At 36.8% G+C, this 20,792-nt stretch carries 15 protein-coding genes; 8 read left to right on the top strand and 7 right to left on the bottom strand.

Annotated elements, in window-relative coordinates; all coding sequences use genetic code 11:
* Positions 1 to 35: 35 nt before the first annotated feature.
* Both R2Q77_RS18350 and R2Q77_RS18345 read right to left on the bottom strand, forming a co-directional pair.
* Positions 36 to 2,351, bottom strand: coding sequence for a BamA/TamA family outer membrane protein (locus R2Q77_RS18350; RefSeq protein ID WP_316805182.1), 2,316 nt, complete (start codon positions 2,349 to 2,351; stop codon positions 36 to 38).
* Positions 2,335 to 7,326 carry a translocation/assembly module TamB domain-containing protein gene (locus R2Q77_RS18345; protein WP_316805181.1) on the bottom strand — a complete coding sequence of 1,664 codons (4,992 nt, stop codon included), beginning with the start codon at positions 7,324 to 7,326 and terminating at the stop codon, positions 2,335 to 2,337. Before R2Q77_RS18345 ends, R2Q77_RS18350 begins: the two co-directional genes overlap by 17 nt.
* A 147-nt stretch (positions 7,327 to 7,473) precedes the next feature.
* Between R2Q77_RS18345 and R2Q77_RS18340 the strand changes: the two genes are divergently transcribed.
* The 4 genes from R2Q77_RS18340 to R2Q77_RS18325 all read left to right on the top strand — a co-directional run bounded on the left by R2Q77_RS18340 (position 7,474) and on the right by R2Q77_RS18325 (position 13,174).
* Positions 7,474 to 7,971: a cytidine deaminase gene (locus R2Q77_RS18340; protein WP_316805180.1), complete on the top strand. Its 498-nt coding sequence runs from the start codon at positions 7,474 to 7,476 to the stop codon at positions 7,969 to 7,971.
* Positions 7,972 to 8,167: 196 nt separating this feature from the next.
* Positions 8,168 to 11,107 carry a DNA gyrase/topoisomerase IV subunit A gene (locus R2Q77_RS18335; RefSeq protein ID WP_316805179.1) on the top strand — a complete coding sequence of 980 codons (2,940 nt, stop codon included), beginning with the start codon at positions 8,168 to 8,170 and terminating at the stop codon, positions 11,105 to 11,107.
* Between the two features lie 353 nt (positions 11,108 to 11,460).
* On the top strand, positions 11,461 to 12,087 hold the full coding sequence (pnuC, locus tag R2Q77_RS18330) for a nicotinamide riboside transporter PnuC (RefSeq protein WP_316805178.1): 627 nt from the start codon (positions 11,461 to 11,463) through the stop codon (positions 12,085 to 12,087).
* Between the two features lies 1 nt (position 12,088).
* Positions 12,089 to 13,174, top strand: a complete 1,086-nt coding sequence (locus R2Q77_RS18325) for an acyl-CoA dehydrogenase family protein (protein WP_316805177.1) — start codon at positions 12,089 to 12,091, stop codon at positions 13,172 to 13,174.
* 3 nt (positions 13,175 to 13,177) lie between these two features.
* Here R2Q77_RS18325 and msrA read toward each other — a convergent pair whose 3' ends face one another.
* The 5 genes from msrA to R2Q77_RS18300 all read right to left on the bottom strand — a co-directional run bounded on the left by msrA (position 13,178) and on the right by R2Q77_RS18300 (position 17,554).
* Entirely contained in the window at positions 13,178 to 13,720 is a 543-nt protein-coding gene (gene msrA, locus R2Q77_RS18320) for a peptide-methionine (S)-S-oxide reductase MsrA (RefSeq protein WP_316805176.1), read from the bottom strand.
* A gap of 184 nt (positions 13,721 to 13,904) precedes the next feature.
* Positions 13,905 to 14,951, bottom strand: a complete 1,047-nt coding sequence (locus R2Q77_RS18315; RefSeq protein ID WP_316805175.1) for a hypothetical protein — start codon at positions 14,949 to 14,951, stop codon at positions 13,905 to 13,907.
* Between the two features lie 96 nt (positions 14,952 to 15,047).
* Positions 15,048 to 15,929 (bottom strand): class I SAM-dependent methyltransferase, encoded by an 882-nt coding sequence (locus tag R2Q77_RS18310; RefSeq protein ID WP_316805174.1) that lies wholly within the window; start codon positions 15,927 to 15,929, stop codon positions 15,048 to 15,050.
* A 138-nt stretch (positions 15,930 to 16,067) separates the two neighbouring features.
* Positions 16,068 to 16,820: an ABC transporter ATP-binding protein gene (locus R2Q77_RS18305; protein ID WP_316805173.1), complete on the bottom strand. Its 753-nt coding sequence runs from the start codon at positions 16,818 to 16,820 to the stop codon at positions 16,068 to 16,070.
* Entirely contained in the window at positions 16,820 to 17,554 is a 735-nt protein-coding gene (locus tag R2Q77_RS18300) for an MlaE family ABC transporter permease (protein WP_131536049.1), read from the bottom strand. Before R2Q77_RS18300 ends, R2Q77_RS18305 begins: the two co-directional genes overlap by 1 nt.
* 148 nt (positions 17,555 to 17,702) lie before the next feature.
* On the opposite strand from R2Q77_RS18300, the gene R2Q77_RS18295 reads away from it, so the two are divergent.
* The 4 genes from R2Q77_RS18295 to R2Q77_RS18280 all read left to right on the top strand — a co-directional run bounded on the left by R2Q77_RS18295 (position 17,703) and on the right by R2Q77_RS18280 (position 20,748).
* Positions 17,703 to 18,392 (top strand): SDR family oxidoreductase, encoded by a 690-nt coding sequence (locus tag R2Q77_RS18295; protein WP_316805172.1) that lies wholly within the window; start codon positions 17,703 to 17,705, stop codon positions 18,390 to 18,392.
* A 19-nt stretch (positions 18,393 to 18,411) separates the two neighbouring features.
* Complete coding sequence (locus tag R2Q77_RS18290; protein ID WP_316805171.1) at positions 18,412 to 19,095, top strand: PspC domain-containing protein; 684 nt, start codon at positions 18,412 to 18,414, stop codon at positions 19,093 to 19,095.
* Positions 19,096 to 19,102: 7 nt separating this feature from the next.
* A complete protein-coding gene (locus tag R2Q77_RS18285) occupies positions 19,103 to 20,071 on the top strand; it encodes a LiaF transmembrane domain-containing protein (protein WP_316805170.1) in 969 nt (322 codons plus the stop codon).
* 71 nt (positions 20,072 to 20,142) lie between these two features.
* A complete protein-coding gene (locus tag R2Q77_RS18280; protein WP_316805169.1) occupies positions 20,143 to 20,748 on the top strand; it encodes an RDD family protein in 606 nt (201 codons plus the stop codon).
* Positions 20,749 to 20,792 lie beyond the last annotated feature (44 nt).

Raw genomic sequence — 20,792 nt, 5'->3', positions numbered from 1 at the left:
GAAGTAACGTTCAGCAATAGTTCATCTTTATTCAATTAGAACGGGTAGCCGATCCCAATGTTATAAATTAAATTTTCTTTACGCCACGTTTTATCGCCAAAAGCAACCTGATCAATTACCCAACGTTGCCCTTCTGGTAAATATGGTTTTCTGATCGGGAAAGCTACATCCAGCCGAATTACAAATATGGTTGCATCAACACGAAGTCCGGCACCTGTACCTACAGCGAGTTCATTGAAAGTATTTTTAAATTTATATCCGGAACCCGGTCTGCCCGGATTGTTTGTTGCCGGATTACCCAAGTCTTCTTTTCTTAACCAGATGTTTCCTACGTCAGCAAACACAGCTCCATATAAAATACTTACCAGCTTAAACCTTAATTCGGTGTTTAACATTAGTTTTATGTCCCCGCCCTGATCGGCAAATGTAGCCGTATCAGGTACTTTGTAGGTTCCAGGCCCTAAGGTTCTGGCTGGAAAAGCTCTGATGTCGTTGCTACCACCTGCAAAAAACTGTCGCACAAATGGTAATGATGAACTGTTTCCATAAGCATAACCATAACCCAGGTTTAAGCGGTTTGCCCAAATCAGGTTTCTGTTTATTTTATAATAATCTCTTAAATCAGCTTCCAGTCTCACAAATTGAGTTAACGGAACATTAAAAATAGACCGCCTGCCTTCCTCATCTTTGGGTACAAATAAACCCCAAACATTACCACCGGTTTCAACACTCCCATTAAAATAGGTATTGTTCCTACGCCTATCTTCCATTTGATTGGTATATGTAAAATTATAATTACTACCAATGATAAACTGTTTTTCGAGGGTGTTTCTGAGTAACGGATTTTGCTTATAAAGTGCTTTTTCTACAGAATCAGATGGAAAGCCCGGTTTTACAAAGTTTACTGAGATTGGATTAAAAGTATGTTCCTTATACAGATTTTCTTTAAAATTGTATCCAAATTCTCCTTTAAAGGCACTTAAATTATATTCCGAACCGCGACTAAGGATTTGGTATGATAAAGACGCAATTGTTTTTGGAATAAAGGCAGTGGTGCTGTTTGGTTTGTAAAATGGAACAATAAACCTTGGAAAGGTTAAATTTCCTTCTGCTGTAAATGAATAAGAATTTTTTCCTTGCGAGGTACCTTTAACCTGGGTTTCGAAACCACCGCTTACGCTCACATCCAACTGTTCGGCACCTCTAAAAAGGTTTCTGGTGGTTTGGGTAACTTTAACTTCAGAACCCACAAAATTGTTAGATTTACTCGTTCCCGTTACCGAAAATGATAAAGAGTTTTTCTTTAAAGGCGTTAAATAAATATTAAGATCCAGCTGGTTATTTTTAAAACTATCCACCGGTAAAAACTCTGCCCTCACATCCTGAAAAGCCCCAATGTTAACCATCCGGTTTAAAGATTGGTTATGGTCTTTCCGGTTGTATAATTCGCCTTTCTGAAAGAAAACCAAACGATCAAATAAACGGGGTTTGAAGGTATTTTTATTGTCGTAAATTTCGAAATCTTTATATTCAACAGGTTTTAAATGGCGCAGCACACTGTCTCTTCTTAAAGAATAGTTCGGGTAAATATTAATCTCCTTTATCGTATATGGTTTTAGGCCGGCATCTGGTGCAATATCTTTTACCTTTAGCGTAATGTTTACCAAATCTCTGCCAATGGTACTGTCTACCTGTAAAATCAAATAATCAGGACTGAAATAGAAATAGCCATTTTCTTTTAAATCATTGTCAATCCGGATGCGTTCATTTTTATACGTTTCTAAATCATAGTAATTCCCAATCTTCAATAAAGTTTTATCTTTATTTGCGTTGATAATTTTAGTCATATTGCCGGTGTCTTTCGGGAAAGTGACTTTATTAATTTTATATCTGGCACCAGTATTTGCGGTGTAAATGGCCTTGCCTTTCTTCTCTTTTATAATGGTATCACCTGTTACAACAGATTGTAAATAACCTTTACTAGTGAGGTAACTTTTTAAAACATCGTTATTGTATTTTAACTTAACATCACTCATTAAAACCGGTGCTTCGCCTTTTCTTCTCAGCCAATTTTTAAAGCCTTTTGGTTTTGTTGGTTCGCCAGCTAAATTATATATCGCCAGCTTATATTTAATACCCAAAATGGATGCATTAGGTTTTGGCCTTGTTTTGCTTTCAAGATCTTTTTTCACCTGTTTCTGGTCATCAATTTTAACTGAAGAATCAGGATTAATTTTTACCTCGGCCCCGGTGTATAAAGCCTGCCCGGGTTTTAACGATTTTGTACTACTACAGCCAGCCCAAACTAAACAAGCCAGTATAAATAGGGAAGGTTTAGTTAGTTGTTTCATTTTGTGTTTTCTGTTCAATGTTACGGTTTCTTCTTACTCTCTTTTTCTGAAAAATTTCTCTGAATTTATTATAATCTACAACCAAAGTAAATCCAAGGCCAGTTTCAATAATCTGTCCTTCAATAATTCCTTCGTTTTGGTTGCGTCTATATGCGCGTAAACGGTATCTTCCATCGGCAGAAAGTGCATATTCTACGTTTACGTTGCCTGCAATATTAGTTGCATTTTGTCCTGGTGCCTGTGGGCCTTCCAGTCCAAATGAGCTCCCCACCGTAACCGTTAAGCGATCATTTAATAGTTTTTTAGATAAACCTACTTCAAGATCGGTTTTTTGCTGCATTGATCCTGTTGAATAATCTTCGGATGAGTTTACACCGAAATTAATATCAACACCCTGAATTAAATCAGATGCCAAATTATTTAATTGCTCTGTAAGCAATTTGCTCACACTTGAACGGGCAAGCGTAGATACACCACCGCCACCACCGGCCAAACTCTGGAATGGATTACTGGCAATAAACCTGTTTAAAGCAAGCAAGGCGAAAACCTGTTTGTTCAACTCGCTTTCATCACGGTTTACATTGATCAGCTTGGTATAAACGTCGCCACCTAATGCACCTCTTTCATTTTCAGGCAAATCTATTTTAAAAGAAATCGTCGGTTTTAGTAATTCACCCTTCATCATTAAATATACCTGAAACGGTAACTTAGTACGGGCCTGGTAGTTTGAAGGATCGTTTAACAAATCAATTGGTGCAGCGTTAACCTCATACAATGCCGTTAGGTTTGCATTGGCTGCGGTTGGCTCTCCGGTCCAGATAATGGTACTTCCTTTAACCAGCTTAAACTCTTTTTTTACAACGGCTACAGTTAAGTTGTAAGAACCATCAACGATTTCATAACGACCGGTTAAACTAATTTTACCGCTTGGATCTATCGTTGCGTTTAAATTGGCATCACCCCTAACTTTTAGTGCATCACCATTAACAGGGTCAACCACTACATTTAACTCTGCCTCAGGATCGATGGTAATTGCTGCAACTAAATTTAAACCTTTAATCGGCGATTTACTGATGCTGTCTACCTTTAAAGCTTTTTGTCCATTAAATGGTGGAGCATCGGCATCTATAAACTGAACAATGCCTTCCTGATCTATAATCGAAGGATCATCTGCAGGCAAAGCGAAGAAAAATTTCGTTCCCTTTTCTACTTTAATGGTCATGTTAACATCAGGCTGGTTTAAATCGCCTCTAACCTTAATGTTACTGGTTAGGAAAACCGTTCCATAAATCATTTCATTATCAGCAGCGGTAGAATTTAAAGCCCTGAAATTATTCATTTTAATATCCAGGCCAAATCTATAATTTCTAAAGTCAGAAGTATAAACTTTACCGTTAATGGTTGCCTTTTGGTTTAATGAATCTATCAGCGTAAAGTTGTTGAAACTAATTCCTTCATTTGTAAATGAAATTTTTTCGTTAGGCATACGGAAATATGAATTTACATAGGCTATATTAATGCCTGCATTGTTAAAGGTTAAATCGCCCAATACTTTTGGGGCGGTTAAAGCGCCTTTAACACTAAGCTGGCCTGTAATTGTTCCCGTTCCATTTTTTAATTGTCCCTGCGATAAACTTTCAATGTTCTTTAATTCTATTTTATCAATATTAACGGTTAAATCCAGGGCTCCTTCTGGTGCAGTATAATAAAAACCGTTGGCCCTTAATTCGTGCACACCACTTAAAGCCACATTAACTTCAAAAGCATTGGATGTATTGTTGTTTACTGCAACCCTTAATGTTCCAAGCTGATCTTTTTGATAACGAAGCTGATCTATGGTTAAATTGGCTTCAAATTTTGGCGTACTTGCTAAATCTTTAACGCTGGCTGTTCCATTTAAACGGCCACCAACAAGCGTTGTATCTGTTTCAGCAAATTTGGTCAGTGTTTCTAACTGGAAATCTTTAAAAGCTACATTTAATGGCGCATTGGGTTGGGTAGGGTTGCTGTTAATGGATAACGACTGGCCGCTATTGCTAATTTCGAACTGATTAACCAGGATGCCTGATTGACCAAACTGAATGTAGTTTTCTGGTGCTACAACCCATTTTTGATAATCTAAAAGAAGTTTCTGTGGATCTAAACTAAAGCGGAAATCTTTATTAATCGACTGGAAATTTCCACCTATGGTATATTTATTTTTTAACTTGCTATCCCGAAGGTATATGTTTACCCCAAGGTTATTATTTAGGGCATCGCCGCTTACTTCTGTATTGTACAATTGGATTGATGGGCTTTGCAGGCTTTTAACGGTTAAAGCATAATCAATTTTATTGTTGTTATTATTGATGTTTAAACGGGTGCTGTCTACTTTGAAATCGCCGTATACTACACCCGGAAAGTTTCCGCGAACCAATAAACTATCTTTCTGCGTATCAATTAAACCATAAAATTGCGAAGGTTTAAAGACCGTAAGCTGCGGTACAAAACTTTTTAATAATTTAGAATCGTATACCTGTACAAAAAAGCGGAATCGCTGATCAGGAATTTTAGTAACCTCACCAAAAGCATAGTATTTGTTAATTTGATTGATAACGGCACTTCCAAGTTTAGTAAGCTGGTACTTTCCATCAATCCTTGCCGATAATATTTCCGATTTCAGGCTTAATTCGCTTTCGGTAGCTGTTGTTTTAGCTTTAACTAAAATGGTATCTACATTAATTCTTTGCTGGTCTTTAACAATCTGTAATCCGGTAATATCAACGGTTCCATTCAGGTAGTCTGCATCAGCGGTTGCTAAATCTACTTTAACAACACCCGCGGCACTTAACACACCAGGTGTAAAGTTTAAGGCTTTAAGGTTAACTTCCTTTAAATTTAAATTGGCTTTAACCGCAGGATATTTACCAGCCATGTTAACCTTTGCATCTAAGTTAAAATTTGCATTGCTATCGGGCATGCTGCTTTTAATGTTGATGTTCTGATTGCTGTAATTTCCGGCCAGGGTTAAATTACGATAGGTATATTTATTATAATAAGCGCTTAAAACTTTTGCATTAAACTTAGCGTCAATTTTTTTAGGGTCCAGTCCTTTTCCAGCAACATCTGCTTTTACCGTAATACGGCCCAGCTTTGGCTGCATTTTTAACAGCTTGCCAACATTAAAATTATTCAGACTTACATTTGCTTTGTAACTTTCCTTTCCTTTAGGTCCGTTCATGGCTGCAACCAATACGGCTCCGCCCATATCAGTTTGTACATTAAGGTTGGTGCTAAAATCAGTCATTGAGCCTTTAAAATTACCTTTTGCGTTAATTACATTAGGTAAATCTAAATTTGCTGGCAACGATTTTTTAGGTACAGCAACCAAAATATCGCTTTTGGTTAAGTAAAGCTTTTTAATATTTAAATCCAGGAAAGTTTTTTTAACATCAGGTAAACCTTTTGCAGTTCCACTAATATCAATCTGGGTGCTTTTTAGTCCGGTTACCTGTAATTTAGGAATATTCAGGTTATTTAAGTAACCATAAACATCTGCATTTAACTTAATTTTTTCATTTCGGTAATTCGCAGGAATGGCATCGCTAAAAAAACCGGCATCTTTTAAACCAATGGTGGTGTTTTTGAAGTTCAAGCTCAATTTAACTTTTTCAGGATGTTTGGTTAAATCATCCATGGAAGTAAAATTCAGTTCTGTAGCGTTCTCAATGGTTGTATTTGGTGTTTTTAAAACGAAATCGTTCAGTTTAATCTGTTTATCATTATAAACAGCAAGTCCTTTTAAATCAGTTAAAATAAAACCACTTTTTTCTTTTAAAGTACCATTTTTTACATTGGCTTTAATACCCGCTGCGCTGTAACTAATATCACTGGCGCCTAAGTTTAACCCGTTAATTTTTAAATGATTAAAATCCATTCCCTTGGCTGCAGGTTTTGCGGCCAGATTATCAAACTGGATATTGTTATCGGCAAGACTAATGTTTTTAATTAAAAGAGCCAGTGGCGATTTCTCTGCCACAACCGTATCTTTAACTTTTTTAAGGTCGTTGCTTGGCGCAGGTTTAAAAGCAAACAGAATATTTGATTTGTTCAGTTTTGCATCATCAACATTATATTTGCTGTTGGTTAAATCTACTTTTAAATTAACCAAACCCAGTTCGTTAATATCAGCAATTGCTTTTGTTGTAGAAAGGCGGTCATCATAATTAACCTTAACATTGCTGAAAAGGAAATCCTGAATTTCAATTAAAGGTAACTTTCCCTGTTCTTTTTTACTGCTGTCAACACTGTTGGTAATGTGTTGCACCAGTTGTGTTAAAGGTTTTTGCTGTAAATAGCTTAAGCTGGTGTTCTTCAAACTCAGCTGTTTAATAACATAATGCTGGTTTGCAAGGTCAAAATCTTTAATTTTAGTTTTAAATTCTCCTAAATGTACTTTTACATCATTACCGGCAACATCATCTCTGTATGTAATGCCAATATCTTCAAATGATACTTTATCAATAGAGAATTTTAGGGTAGAGGTTGTGTCTTTATTTACTTTTTCTTCGGGCTTTTTTTGTTCGCTCATAAAAGCATCAACCAGAAAAGAAAAGTTAAAGGTAGTGTCGGGATTAATCCTTTTTACGTTGGCGCGTATGTTTTTTAGTTCAATGTCGTTAATCTCAACGGTGTTTTTTAAAAGTTTAAACAAGCTGATATCAACCGCCAATTTTTCAGCATAAAGCAAGGTATCGCCTTTTTTATCCTCAATATAGAATTTATTTAAGACTACATCTTTAGGCAAAGCAATTCTTATACTCTCTAAACTTACCTCGGTTTTTGTCTTGTTTTTTAGGTAGTTAATGGCTTTCCCTTTTACAAAATTTTGTACTGCCGGGATATTTAAGGACAAGGCTAAGGCTACCACCAATAAAATGATGCTACCAATTGTCCAAAGTAAAATTTTTAAACTTTTACGTACGTATTTATTCAAAGCTAAGCGTGTTTGGTTGTTACTAAAAGCTAAAAGTATGCCATGTAAATTAATTAATGGCGTGTTTTGTTTTAATAATACAAAAAATAACCTAAATTGTTCGCCCGCTATAAAAATTTAACACAGCGGATTTTGAAATTATTAATTATGAAATCAATTGATCTAAATATAACTTACGAACACTATACTGGTATTGAGGAGTTAAGCGAAAAAGACAGGGCATTGTGTGAAATGGCAGAACAGGCTTTGGAAAGTTCTTATTCACCCTATTCAAAATTTAGGGTAGGTACAGCTATACAGCTTGCATCAGGAGAAACTGTTTTAGGAAGTAACCAGGAAAACGTGGCTTATCCCTCAGGTTTATGTGCCGAAAGAGTTGCTCTTTTTACGATTGGTGTAACCCATCCCGATGCTGTTGTGGAAAGTATGGCAATTACCGCACAAACCGATTCTTTTGAAATTTTAAAACCCATTACCTCTTGTGGAGCTTGCTTACAGGTGATGGCAGAATTTGAGAAAAAACAAAATAAACCCATTCAGGTATTATTTTACTGTCTTAATGGCGAGGTTTTAAAAGTTAACGGCGTAAAAAGCCTTTTGCCTTTTGTTTTTGTAGAGGATAGGTTGGTTACACCAAAGCTTTAATTTTACCTAAAACGGCGATTTGTAATAAGCTGATTTTAACTCAGGCAGCTTTTTTCCATTGTTTTATAAAGTTTCAATTAAAAAATACCTTTTAAAACCAGCTGAAACTGTGGATTTATGCTATAATGTGAATAACCTGTGTTCACGCTGTGCAATCATTTTTATTATATTTACAGCTGCCAATTTTTGTAAATAGATGAGTGAAGAATTAGACCAAAACGTAAACGACACCAACCTGCCGGATGGACAGGATCATAAACACACCATAACACCAATTAATGGTTTATATGAAAACTGGTTCCTCGAATATGCTTCTTATGTAATTCTTGATCGGGCTGTTCCGCATATTCATGACGGATTAAAGCCTGTTCAGCGACGCATTATGCACTCCCTTAAGGAGATGGATGATGGCCGTTTTAATAAAGCAGCCAACGTTATTGGCAATACCATGAAGTATCACCCGCATGGTGATGCCTCTATTGGTGATGCGATGGTTCAAATTGGTCAAAAAAACCTTTTAATTGATTGCCAGGGAAACTGGGGCGATCCGGTTACGGGTGACAGCGCTGCCGCACCACGATATATCGAAGCGCGTTTGTCTAAATTTGCAAACGATGTAGTATTTAATGCGGATACCACCATCTGGCAATTGAGTTATGACGGACGTAATAATGAACCCATAACTTTACCGGTTAAATTTCCGTTGTTGCTGGCCCAGGGTGCCGAAGGTATTGCCGTAGGTTTAGCTACCAAGGTAATGCCTCACAATTTTGTCGAACTCTTAGATGCCTCCATAGAAGTCCTAAAAGGTGTTCGTCCGGATATACTCCCCGATTTTTTTACCGGTGGAATGGCCGATTTTTCAAATTACAACGAAGGGCAACGCGGAGGTAAAATTCGGGTGAGGGCAAAGATTACCGAAAAGGACAAGAAAACTTTAGTCATTACTGAAGTTCCTTTTAGCACCACAACGGGTTCTGTAATTGATAGTATTTTATCAGCTAATGATAAAGGTAAAATCAAAATCAAAAAAATTGAAGATAATACCGCGGCGAACGTCGAAATTGTCGTGCATCTGGCGCCGGGAATTTCTCCTGATGTAACCATAGATGCTTTATATGCCTTCACCGCCTGCGAGGTTTCCATCTCGCCGAATACTTGTATCATCCAGGGAGATAAGCCACACTTTTTAAGTGTAAACGATATTTTAATTGAAAATACAAAACACACAAAAAGCTTACTCAAAAAAGAACTCGAAATTCGTTTGCATGAGTTGCAGGAGAAAATTTTCTTCAGTTCTTTATTAAAAATATTCATTCAGGAAGGCATGTATAAGAATCCTGAATATGAAAACTCAACAGATTTTGAAAAAGTTGTTGAAGTATTACATGCCTTATTTGCGCCGTTTAAGCCTTCGCTTTACCGTGAAATCTTACCGGAGGATTTCAAGAAACTGATCGATAAGCCGATGAGTAGCATCACCCGCTTTGATGTGAAAAAAGCCGATGAGCAAATGAAAAATCTGGAAGATGAAATTAAGGTGGTTAAAAATCACCTTAAGCACTTAACCGATTATGCCATTGCCTGGTTTCAGAAACTGAAAGATAAATATGGTAAAGGGCGGGAGCGTAAAACAGAAATTCGCTTGTTTGACCGTGTTGAGGCGGCTAAAGTAGCTTTAGCAAATATAAAACTTTACATGAACCGCACAGATGGTTTTATAGGCTCTGGTTTGCGTAAAGATGAATTTGTTGCAGATTGTTCTGATATCGATGAAGTTATAGTGTTTCGGGAGGATGGAAAATGCATCATTACAAAAGTGGCTGATAAAACCTTTGTAGGTAAAGGGATTATTCATGCTCAGGTATTTAAGAAAAACGATGAGCGTACCATTTATAATATGATTTATAAAGATGGTACAAGTGGTACCTCTTACATTAAGCGGTTTGCTGTTGTTGGCGTTACCCGCGATAAAGAATATGATTTAACCAAGGGCTCAAAAGGCTCCAAGGTTTTATATTTTACGGCCAACCTCAACGGAGAGGCTGAAGTGGTTAATGTGGCTTTAAAACCGCATTCTAAATTGCGTAAATTACAATTCGATCAGGATTTTGCAGAAGTAGCCATTAAAGGTCGTGGTTCGCAGGGAAATATTATTTCCAAATATCCTGTTAAAAAAATAATCCTGAAAAGCAAAGGTGTATCCACCTTATCCGGACTAAAAATCTGGTACGATGATTTATTGAAACGCTTAAATGTTGATGGGCGTGGTAAGTATTTAGGAGAGTTTGACGGAGATGATAAAATATTGCAGATTCATAAAGATGGATATTACGAACTAAGTTCTTTTGAGTTAAGCAACCATTTTGATGATGGCTTAACGCTCATTCAAAAATATGATCCTGAAAAGGTTTTTGCTGCTGTACATTATGATGGAAAAGCACAGAACTATTTTATAAAACGCTTTATTTTCGAATCGCAGTCTGTAGGGAAGAAAATATATTTCATTAGCGAAGAGCCTAAATCGAGGTTATTGTTTTTAACAGCTAATCCCGCGGCAAAAATTATTGTTGATGTATTAAAAGGCAAAACCCAAACCCCTGAAACTTTAGATTTGGTTTTAACAGAACTGATTGATGTAAAAGGATTAAAGGCAAATGGCAATCGCTTATCACCACATGATGTTCAGAAGGTGGTTTTAGCAGAACCCGAGGAGGAAATAACCGAAGTGGAAGAAGGGCCGGATGATGATGGGGAAGGGGATGATAATGAACTTACAGAAGAATCGGACGCTTTAGAAGAAAATGCAGCTGAAACCGAAGAAATAGTGCCTCAGCTGGAAGAAAAAAAGCCAGTTGTAAAAGATGTAGAGCCAATAATAGAAAAAACAATAGCGCCGGTTAAAAAAGAAGCTGTACCTGTTAAAGAAGTGCCTGTAAAAAAGGAGGAGGAGAAACCTGTAGTTGAAAAACCAATAACAAACCCCGATCCTGTAAAAAAGGAAGAAACCGTTAAGAAAGAGGAAGTAAAAGAAGAACCGAAGGTGGAAGAAAAACCAGTTAAGAAGGTTGATTTTGAAATTACCAATCCAAATGACATTGAAATTGATGATAAAGGGCAATTGGGCTTATTCTAATGCACTTTAAGTAAATATAGATGGTTCGTGGTTTTACACGGACCATTTTTTTGAAAAATACATTCTTGCGTTTAACGCTTAATTCTCCAATTTAAAAATTATATTTGCCCTGCTCAAAGGGGTGCTGATGCTTATGCAATTTCTGTTGCAAACATTGGCTGAGATTACACCCATTGGCTTTGAATGAACAATACCAATAATCAAATTTCCTAAAGAACTGACTATTGGTAAATTGATAATTGGAATTTCAACAGCCATGCACCTGATTCGGATAATGCCGGCGTAGGGAAGAGGTTAAATTACATTGCTGTTCGCCCCTGTTGCAGCTTTTACAATTAAATACTTAAAGGTAAATGATCAATTTCCAGGAGTGGGTTACGCTATTTTTTAATCAAATTTTACAAACTTCTTTAATCGAATGGTTAGCCGTAGGCTTTGGTGTTTCGGAGGTATTACTCGCTAAGCGGAATAACATCTGGCTGTATCCAACAGGAATTATCTCCATTTGCTTATCTATGTTTCTGTTGCTTAAAGTTAATTTATATGCAGAAACCTTGCTTAATATCTATTATTTAGTGATGAGCATTTATGGATGGATAATTTGGAAGAAACGAAAAGAAGATCATGGCGTTCAAATTTCATGGTCGTCTAAAAAGGATTTAACCATCGCTTTAATCATTTCTATTGTCGGTTTTGGATTTCTTTACCTGATACTAAAACGCTTCACAAATTCCGATGTGCCAATTTGGGATGCTTTTGTATCATCAACAGCCTGGGCAGGAATGTGGCTGCTTGCCAAGCGTAAAATAGAAAACTGGATATTCCTGAACATTTCAAATCTGGTTGCCATTCCACTGTTTATTCATAAGAAATTAGCCATGTTTGCCGTGCTTACCACAATACTTTTTATTGTGGCAATTTTTGGTTTTATAGACTGGAAAAAGATTTATAATAAGAGAAAATTAGAACCTGCATTTTAAGATGGAAGAAACATTAGTTACAAACTGGCAGGAAAAAGTAAAAGAATACGCTGCTGCCGCTGAAGAAATCGGCACATTACCTCCCGAAATACTCGAGTTGGCTTATCAGGAAGATTGGTTTAAACTATTTGTTCCCGAAATATATGGCGGGCCAGGTAAAAAACTGCCAGAAATTTTAAGATTAGAAGAGGCTTTGGCAGAAGCAGACGGTAGTTTAGGATGGACAGTTACATTGTGCAGTGGCGCAGGATGGTTTGCTGGTTTTCTTGATCCCGGGCTGGCAAAAGAAGTTTTTGCTGATCGAAAGGTTTGCTTTGCCGGGAGCGGAGCTGTTGGTGGCATTGCAACAAAGATAAAGGAAGGTTATTTGGTTAACGGACACTGGAAATACGCCAGCGGTGCGCTTCATGCTACAGTATTTACCGCTAACTGCCTGTTGAAAACTGAAAATGGCGATGATGTTTTAGGTGCGGATGGGCAACCTGAAATAAAATCATTTATTCTTAAAAAAGAAGAAGTAAATATTTTGCCCGGATGGTCTTATTTTGGTTTAATGGCCACCGGAAACCATGCTTTTGAAGTTAAAAATTTAATTGTACCTGCCAACCGTACATTTAAAATTAACGAAGAAATTAATGTTGCAGATGAAGGGTTTAATTACCCGTTTTTACAACTTGCAGAAACCACACTTGCTGTAAATAGCTTAGGTATGGCCAATCATTTTATCCGCCTGGTGGAAGATTCTTTCTATTCGCGCTCGGGTTTAAAACGGTATAATGAAAAGCAGTTGGCTTATTTCGAATTGGAATTAAAACGCTGTAAACAAGAACTAAAAGCCTGCAAGGAAAACTTTTATAAAAGCTTTGATGAATCCTGGAATCAGCTCCTTTTAAATAATTCGATTGAAACTGATAAATTAAATGAAGTAAGTGCATCGAGCCGGAAACTGGCGCATACTGCCAGAAAAGTTTCAGACGATTTATTTATTTATTGTGGACTGGAAGCGGCAAAGAAGGAAACGGAAGTTAATCGGGTTTGGAGAGATTTACACACTGCAAGCCAGCATGCGTTACTCACCTTTGAGTAACGCTTATTCTAATAAACCAGCTTTTATTTTTTCTTTAAAGTCGGTAGCAAATTTATTTAATTTCGGCTGGATCACAAAGGCACAATAAGGTTTGCCCTGGTTTTGATTAAAATAATTTTGATGGTAATCTTCAGCCTCATAAAACTCCGAAACTGGCCTGATTTCAGTAACAATAGGTTTGTCAAAAACCATTTGCCTGGTTAAATCGTCAATCATTTTTTCAGCTTCTGCCTTCTGTTCCTGATTATCGTAAAAAATTACCGAACGATATTGCGAACCCGTATCATTTCCCTGCCGGTTTAAACTTGTAGGGTTATGTGTTTTAAAGAAAATAAGCAATAGATCGGAAAAGCTGATTATCGTTTCGTCATACTCAATTTGAACCACCTCTGCATGGCCGGTATCGCCATTGCAAATTTCCATATAAGTTGGGTGTTTTAACTCCCCGCCCATATAGCCTGATGTAACCTGGTTTACTCCACTTAAAGTTTGAAATACGGCTTCGGTGCACCAAAAGCATCCTCCACCAAATGTTGCTGTTTGCATAGTCTAATTTAACGAAAAACTAAGGTATAAAGTTTTTGAAAAGTACATAAAAAGCCTCTAAAAATTAATATTTACGAGACTGTGATAGTAATTAAATAATTTATTCCTGTAAGCTCTAAGTGGCTTGGTGTGCAAACCTTTAAGGGCATAAAAAAAGCCTGCAATTAATTGCAGGCTTCATATTTTATTGATATTGAATGTATATCGGTTTTGGGGTAAGTTTTAATAACTCTTCAGGAGTCATCAAACGTTTAGGCTCCTTTTTTAAATCATTTTTATAAAATAATTTGAAGCCTGTAAACTGTACCGGCTCAGAGTAAATGAAGTGACGGTAAGTTCCTTTTTTCAATTCAGGTTCTCCCCATCCGTCCATGTGCATTACAATTTGAACTTCTGGTCTTAGTTTAATATTTTGATAATTGGTTACCATTTTCTTTGTAAAACGGTGAACGGTGAAAACTTTTGGAGGCAAGTTGTATTTTTTTACCAGGTTAGCTAAATAACCCGATACATAGTTAATGTCGGCAGCGTCGTAAGTTCCAATTCTCTTGCCCGGTAATGAGCCATCTTTCATAGAAAATTCCGGATCAATACCCAGGTGAACGTATGGCAATTGCAAATATTTCTCAATGTGTGGCAATTCTGACTTGATGTTACTTAAAGCAACCTGTAAATCTAAAAACACAATGGTTCCGGGGTGCATTTTAGCAATGGCTAAAACAGAATCAATCTGGCTGTTGGCCATTCTGTTAATGTATTTTCCATCTTTACCAGGGGTACCGCTTGCAACTGCTGCAATATAATGTAGCCCGGGTTGTACTGGTGTAGAAGGATCTGCTTTTTCCCAGCGTTTAACCTCTGTGTTTAACCTCTGCCACATTTCTTTTGGCGCGTATTCGCCTAATGCACCCATTTTTTTCGAATGTAAATTACCATAATAAACAACAATGCGTTTAAATGGTAAAATGGCTCCAGCAAGTGGCGTAGGTTGGTTTTTTACCGGCCATTTTCCTGTAGTATCGCCATTGGCAAGTTTTCGGGTTAACGAATCGTACAATTTAGGGTCAACAGGTTTCATAACATTTACAGCTGCTGAATCTGTTTTCTTTTTAGTTGTATCAGAAGAAAATATTTTACCGGTACTGCTTTTTCCGTCTGAATTACAGTTTGCAAATAAGCTGATGGCGGCAAACCCAAGTATTAGTGTGCCCGCTAATTGTGGAAATTTCATAGATTATTAATAGGTTTTTTTAAGCGTTAAGATTAGTTTTCCGATTTTATGAAAGTAAACCGGATTACTGATGATTCAAAATAAAGTAATTAACATTTACACATTGCAGAATTTGCCAAAAACACCTAAAGGTAGTTTTATGCCAGCAGTAGCCTGTAAATACAGTTCTCCGGTTTCCAGATTTTTAACCTGAGGATAGGATGTAAGAATTAAATTTTCAACAATTACAGAAGAAAACCCTAAAGAATAAGTATTAAGGATTAAAAAATGTTCTTTTTCATCCAAAAGCTGAACAACATCCTGCATCATTTCCTGGATATGATCTTCCAGTTTCCATTTTTCGCCATTTGGTCCATGCCCGTAAGCAGGAGGATCTAAAATGATACCATTATATTTTTTACCTCTTTTAAGTTCTTTTTTAACAAATTTCAAGGCATCTTCAACCATCCAGCGGGTATTTTTTAAGCCAGAAAGTTCCTGGTTTTCATTTGCCCAGGTTACCACCTGTTTAATAGAATCAACGTGGGTTGTTTCGGCACCTGCAGCATTAGCAATTAAAGAAGCTGCGCCCGTATAAGCGAAAAGGTTTAATACTTTTGGCTGTGGTGTTTTAAATTTCTTAATGGATGATGAAATGAAATCCCAGTTAACGGCCTGCTCCGGAAAAACGCCTACATGTTTAAATGAGGTTAAGCCCAAACGCAGTTTAATGGCAACTTCATTGTTTTTATATTCAACATGCCAGCGATCTGGTGTAGATTGATTTTTCTTTACCCATTCTCCAGAGGTAGCAGAACGGCCTCTAAAAGTAATGGTAGCCGTTTTTTTCCACTCCTGTTCTGATAATGTTTTTTTCCACACTGCCTGAGGCTCAGGTCTGATTAAAATAACATTTCCAAAACGTTCTAATTTTTCAAAATCCCCGCAATCAATCAGTTCGTAATCTTTCCAATGCGTGGGGGCAAGTAATTGTATCATGTATTATAATGTAAAATCCGTCGTTGCGAGGCACGAGGCAATGACGATCGTTTAGCTTAAGTCTAAAAATTCGTTAAAATCCTTGAAAATGGTAGATAAACCTTTTGTTACTCCGTGTACTCAAATATAACAATTTTCTTAAAATTTATCTTTTGCAGCTTTCATAAAGCGGCTGGCAAACACAAAGTCATTCAGTTCCTGGATATCGGTATGGGCAATTTCTTTATTGCTGCCTTCCCAGAATTTTTTCCCTTCGTGCAAAAATAAAATGTAATCACCAATGCCCATAACCGAGTTCATATCGTGCGTTACCACAATGGTGGTTGTTTTGTATTCCTCGGTAATTTCTTTAATTAATTCATCAATCACAATCGATGTTTTAGGGTCTAATCCCGAGTTGGGCTCATCACAAAACAAGTATTTTGGATTCATTGCAATTGCACGAGCAATTCCCACACGCTTTTTCATACCGCCTGATAGTTCGGCCGGAAATAATTTATTCTTGCCTTCCAGGTTTACGCGCTCCAGGCAAAAATTTACCCTTTCCAGCTTTTCTTTTCTCGATTGATCTGTAAACATGTTTAAAGGAAACATAATGTTTTCTTCAACAGTCATACTGTCAAATAAAGCCGATCCCTGGAAAAGCATGCCGATTTCTTTACGAACTTCGATACGCTCTTCGTAACTCATTGGGGTGAAATCGCGGCCATCGTACAGCACAGAACCAGAATCAGGTTGATGTAAGCCAACCATACATTTTAACAAAGTTGTTTTTCCTGAACCCGAACCACCGATAATAAGATTGGTAACCCCTTCTTCAAATACACCGGAAATGCCTTTTAATACATCGTTGCCGGAAAATGATTTATAAATATCCTTAATCTCTATCATTACAATAACAATTGGGTTACGATATAATCGCAAGCTAAAATTGAAATACAACTAATTACAACGGCCCTTGTACTGGCTTGTGAAACTTCTAATGCGCCACCTTTAACATAAAAGCCTTCGTATGCAGGAACTGAAGTGATGATAAACCCAAATACAAATGCTTTAACCAGTGCCACAACAATTGTGTATGGATTAAAATCTGTTGTAATACCTTGTAAATATTCGTTAGGTGTAACAGCTCCAGATACAGAACCACCAATGTAACCACCGGTAATACTTAAAAACATAGAAATGATCACCAGCATGGGTACCATCGTAATGCCTGAAATAATTTTAGGTAAAATTAAGTAACCCGGTGCATTAATACCCATAATTTCAAGGGCATCAATTTGTTCCGTTACCCGCATAGATCCAATTTCTGATGAAATGGCAGATCCGATTTTTCCGGCAAGAACAATGGCACTGATGGTTGGACTTAGCTCCAAAATACTCGAATCCCGGTTAACAGAACCAATAATGGTTTTAGGAATAAAGTCACTCACCAGCTGGAACGCGATCTGTAAAGTCATTACCGCACCAATAAAAGTTGATATAATGGCAATAAGGCCTAAAGAGCCCACTCCAACATAATCCATTTGCTTGGCAATTTCCTTAAGATATATCTTTAGTTTCTCCGGCCGTCTGAATACAGATTTGAGTAGCAGGATGTATCTGCCAAAATTGGTGAAATTCATTCCGTATAGTTTTGCTTAATTTAAATGTTAAATCTATAATACTACAAAGAAACAATAAATAATTTGTAGGGCTTTGCTAATTATAAAAATATTCGTGGTTTTAAATATAAATATGGTTTTTTGCTTACAAAAATTAAACCACAAAAATATGAAAGCGGTAATAACAGGTGCAACAAAAGGAATAGGTAGGGCAATTGCAGTTAAATTAGCCCAAAAAGGATACGATTTGGTTTTGGTAGCCAGAGGTTTAACAGATTTGGAGCAATTAAAAAGTGAATTACTTGCTTACGATCAAACGGTTTTAATTTTTGCAGTAGACTGTTCTGATAAAAATCAGGTTTATCAATTTTTGGATTCAGCGGAGCAGAATTTTGGTTTTGCAACGGTGCTGGTTAACAATGTTGGTGCATTTTTACCAGGGAGCTTACTTGATGAAGAGGATGAAGCTTTCGAAAAACAACAACAGCTGAATGTAAATGCAGGCTATTATTTTAGTAAGTATTTTGGTAAATTAATGCGTTCTAAGCGTCAGGGGCATATTTTTAACATCTGTTCGGTAGCGAGCAATGCGCCTGTAAAAAATGGAGGCAGCTATAGTGTAACAAAAGCAGCGATGCTAAGTCTTAATCATGTATTGCGGCAGGAACTGGCCTCTTACAACGTAAAGGTGACTGCCTTTTTACCCGGCTCTACTAAAACGTCATCCTGGGAAGGAACGACAATTCCCGATGAAAAATTTGTACAGCCAGAGGATATCGCAGAAACCCTCTTCACCATTTTAAACTTAAGTAAAGGCGTGAACGTTGATGAGGTACTGATTACCCCGCTGGATTTTTAAACATAAAGGAAATTACATTATGGAAAAGAAGCTTTTTAGAAACGAACACGATAAGATGATTGCCGGTGTAGCTTCTGGCCTTGCAGATTACATGCAAGTGGAGGTTACCATAATCAGGTTGTTATTTGCATTATCGGCCATATTTATGGCAGGAGGTGGCTTGTTGGCCTATATAATTATGTGGATCATTTTACCGGTAAATAACGATCCGGCAGCCAGGTTCTCAAAATTTAACGATTATTTTAATAAGAATAATCCAAATACGCCACCTTACGGAACTGCTGATCCCTTTGCAACATCTTTTGGTACTGGAAATGCCAACTGGAATCAACCGGTTAATGATGGTACACAGAAAAAACCTTTTGAAACACAACCAAATTTCAACCAATTTAATAAACCCAACGATACCGGGCGTACCATTGGCGGCTTATTCCTACTAGTGATTGGTAGTTTTTTCCTAATGCGTGAATTTGACCTGATTCCTGATTTTTTTAGATTTAGAAACTTATGGCCTTTAATTTTTATTGCCCTTGGAATTAGTATTATCGCTAAATCAAAAAGAAAAAACGATTGGAAAGACTGGCAAAATCAACAAACTGCGGCAGAAGCAAAAAATACAACCGTTGCGGATGAAGCTGTAATTGTGCATGATCAGGAAACGCCAAAAGAAGATAATAACTCATCAACCGTTAACCCTCAATAATAATATTATGAAATTAGATAGATTAATTTGGGGTATTTTACTACTTTTTATAGGTGGTGTACTTCTACTCGAAAACTTTGGCGTAATAGATTTCTATTGGCGCAATATCTGGCATTTTTGGCCAGTGTTTTTAATTATTGCAGGTGTTAACATCTTGTTTAACCGAAATAATTCGCAAATGGGGCATATCATTTCCCTTGCAGTACTTGTGGTAAGCTTATCGTTCCTTTTTTATAAAGGACAGCAGCCACCTGAGCGTTCGTGGTGGGGAACTAAAAACAATGTTGACATCAATATTGACGATGATGACGATAGTGATAGCGACAATAGTGATACCGTTTCATCCAGTCAGCTTAAAATGTCTGAGCCCTTTGTCGCCTTGGATTCGGTGAAGAAAACAATCTTAAATATCTCCGGTGGTGGCATTTCTTTTAACCTTAATGGCGAAACACCAGAACTGATTCATGCTGATATTAAGAAAAAACATGGCGACTTTTCTCTAATTAAACAAGTTACCGATACCGCTACACTTTTAACCTTTAAAATGAAGGATAAACAGAATAAATGGAATTTTGGTGATGGAGGAAATGATGTTAATTTTAAATTAAACAAAGCGCCAACCTGGGACATCATTATGAAGCTTGGGGCAGGTGAAGCAGATTTCGATTTCGCAGATTATAAAATACGTACTTTCCGTTTTGAAGGTGGTGCCGCTTCAATGAATATTAAAATGGGTGCATTATTACCAATTACCGATGTAATTGTTAAATCGGGTGTTGCTGATATTAAAATTAAAGTACCCACAAATTCGGGTTGCAGAATTAAAACCAAAACAGGTTTATCGGCTAAAGATTTCGGAGGCTTTGATAAAATTAGCGATGGTGTTTATGAAACCTCGAACTACAATTCATCAAGCAAAAAAATCTTTATTAATTTAGATGGTGGATTGAGTAATTTTGAAGTTCAAAGATATTAGTTTTAAGTTTAAGGGTTATTAGTATTCCGGTTTCAGATTCATATCTTTCCCAATCCTAAACCCAATCCAGAATGGAAGCGTATATAATTGTTGTAAATGGTAAACCCCAAGGTCCGTATACTCTAAATGAGTTAAAAGGCTTAGATATAAAACCAGGAACTTTTATTCGCAAGCCGGGAATGGACGATTATAAAGAAGCTCATGCAATGCCAGAATTGCGTGAGCTTCTTGGTTTTGTTTACCAAAAAACAGCCCCTCAATATTTTGCCGCTTTCGATCAGCGTTTGCTGGCCTCTGTAATAGATCATTTTCTGATTTTTATTATTTATAGTCTGATTATTTTGACCAGCTACATTTTTATTGAAGGCAAAGACGAACGCATTATGGCCTTTGTAGCTCCATTACCTGTTATTTTTATATTCAAATTAATTTATGGTAGTTTTGCTGAATCTTCGGCAAAACAAGCAACCATAGGCAAAAGATTATTAAGTATTAAAGTAACCAATATGGAAGGTAGCCGCGTTTCCATCGCGATTTCTTTTATCAGAAATTTTTCTAAAATTCTATCCGTAATACCTGTTTTCTTTGGATATTTATACAGCTTCCTGAATAAGAAAAACCAATGCTGGCACGATATTGCCGCAAATACATTGGTCATAAAAGACAGGTTGATTTAAATTAGAAAAGCAAAAATTACATCTATTTTTGCCGGAAAACACTG

Source organism: Pedobacter nototheniae, assembly GCF_032678625.1.
GTDB lineage: Bacteria > Bacteroidota > Bacteroidia > Sphingobacteriales > Sphingobacteriaceae > Pedobacter > Pedobacter nototheniae_A.
Note: the sequence above shows the minus strand (reverse complement) of the source record. Positions and strands in the feature narration are given on the sequence as shown.

Coding starts and splice junctions, on each gene's coding strand:
- R2Q77_RS18350 (WP_316805182.1), bottom strand. CDS start 2,351: ATGAAACAACTAACTAAACCTTCCCTATTTATACTGGCTTGTTTAGTT.
- R2Q77_RS18340 (WP_316805180.1), top strand. CDS start 7,474: ATGAAATCAATTGATCTAAATATAACTTACGAACACTATACTGGTATT.
- R2Q77_RS18335 (WP_316805179.1), top strand. CDS start 8,168: ATGAGTGAAGAATTAGACCAAAACGTAAACGACACCAACCTGCCGGAT.
- pnuC (WP_316805178.1), top strand. CDS start 11,461: ATGATCAATTTCCAGGAGTGGGTTACGCTATTTTTTAATCAAATTTTA.
- R2Q77_RS18325 (WP_316805177.1), top strand. CDS start 12,089: ATGGAAGAAACATTAGTTACAAACTGGCAGGAAAAAGTAAAAGAATAC.
- msrA (WP_316805176.1), bottom strand. CDS start 13,720: ATGCAAACAGCAACATTTGGTGGAGGATGCTTTTGGTGCACCGAAGCC.
- R2Q77_RS18315 (WP_316805175.1), bottom strand. CDS start 14,951: ATGAAATTTCCACAATTAGCGGGCACACTAATACTTGGGTTTGCCGCC.
- R2Q77_RS18310 (WP_316805174.1), bottom strand. CDS start 15,929: ATGATACAATTACTTGCCCCCACGCATTGGAAAGATTACGAACTGATT.
- R2Q77_RS18305 (WP_316805173.1), bottom strand. CDS start 16,820: ATGATAGAGATTAAGGATATTTATAAATCATTTTCCGGCAACGATGTA.
- R2Q77_RS18300 (WP_131536049.1), bottom strand. CDS start 17,554: ATGAATTTCACCAATTTTGGCAGATACATCCTGCTACTCAAATCTGTA.
- R2Q77_RS18295 (WP_316805172.1), top strand. CDS start 17,703: ATGAAAGCGGTAATAACAGGTGCAACAAAAGGAATAGGTAGGGCAATT.
- R2Q77_RS18290 (WP_316805171.1), top strand. CDS start 18,412: ATGGAAAAGAAGCTTTTTAGAAACGAACACGATAAGATGATTGCCGGT.
- R2Q77_RS18285 (WP_316805170.1), top strand. CDS start 19,103: ATGAAATTAGATAGATTAATTTGGGGTATTTTACTACTTTTTATAGGT.
- R2Q77_RS18280 (WP_316805169.1), top strand. CDS start 20,143: ATGGAAGCGTATATAATTGTTGTAAATGGTAAACCCCAAGGTCCGTAT.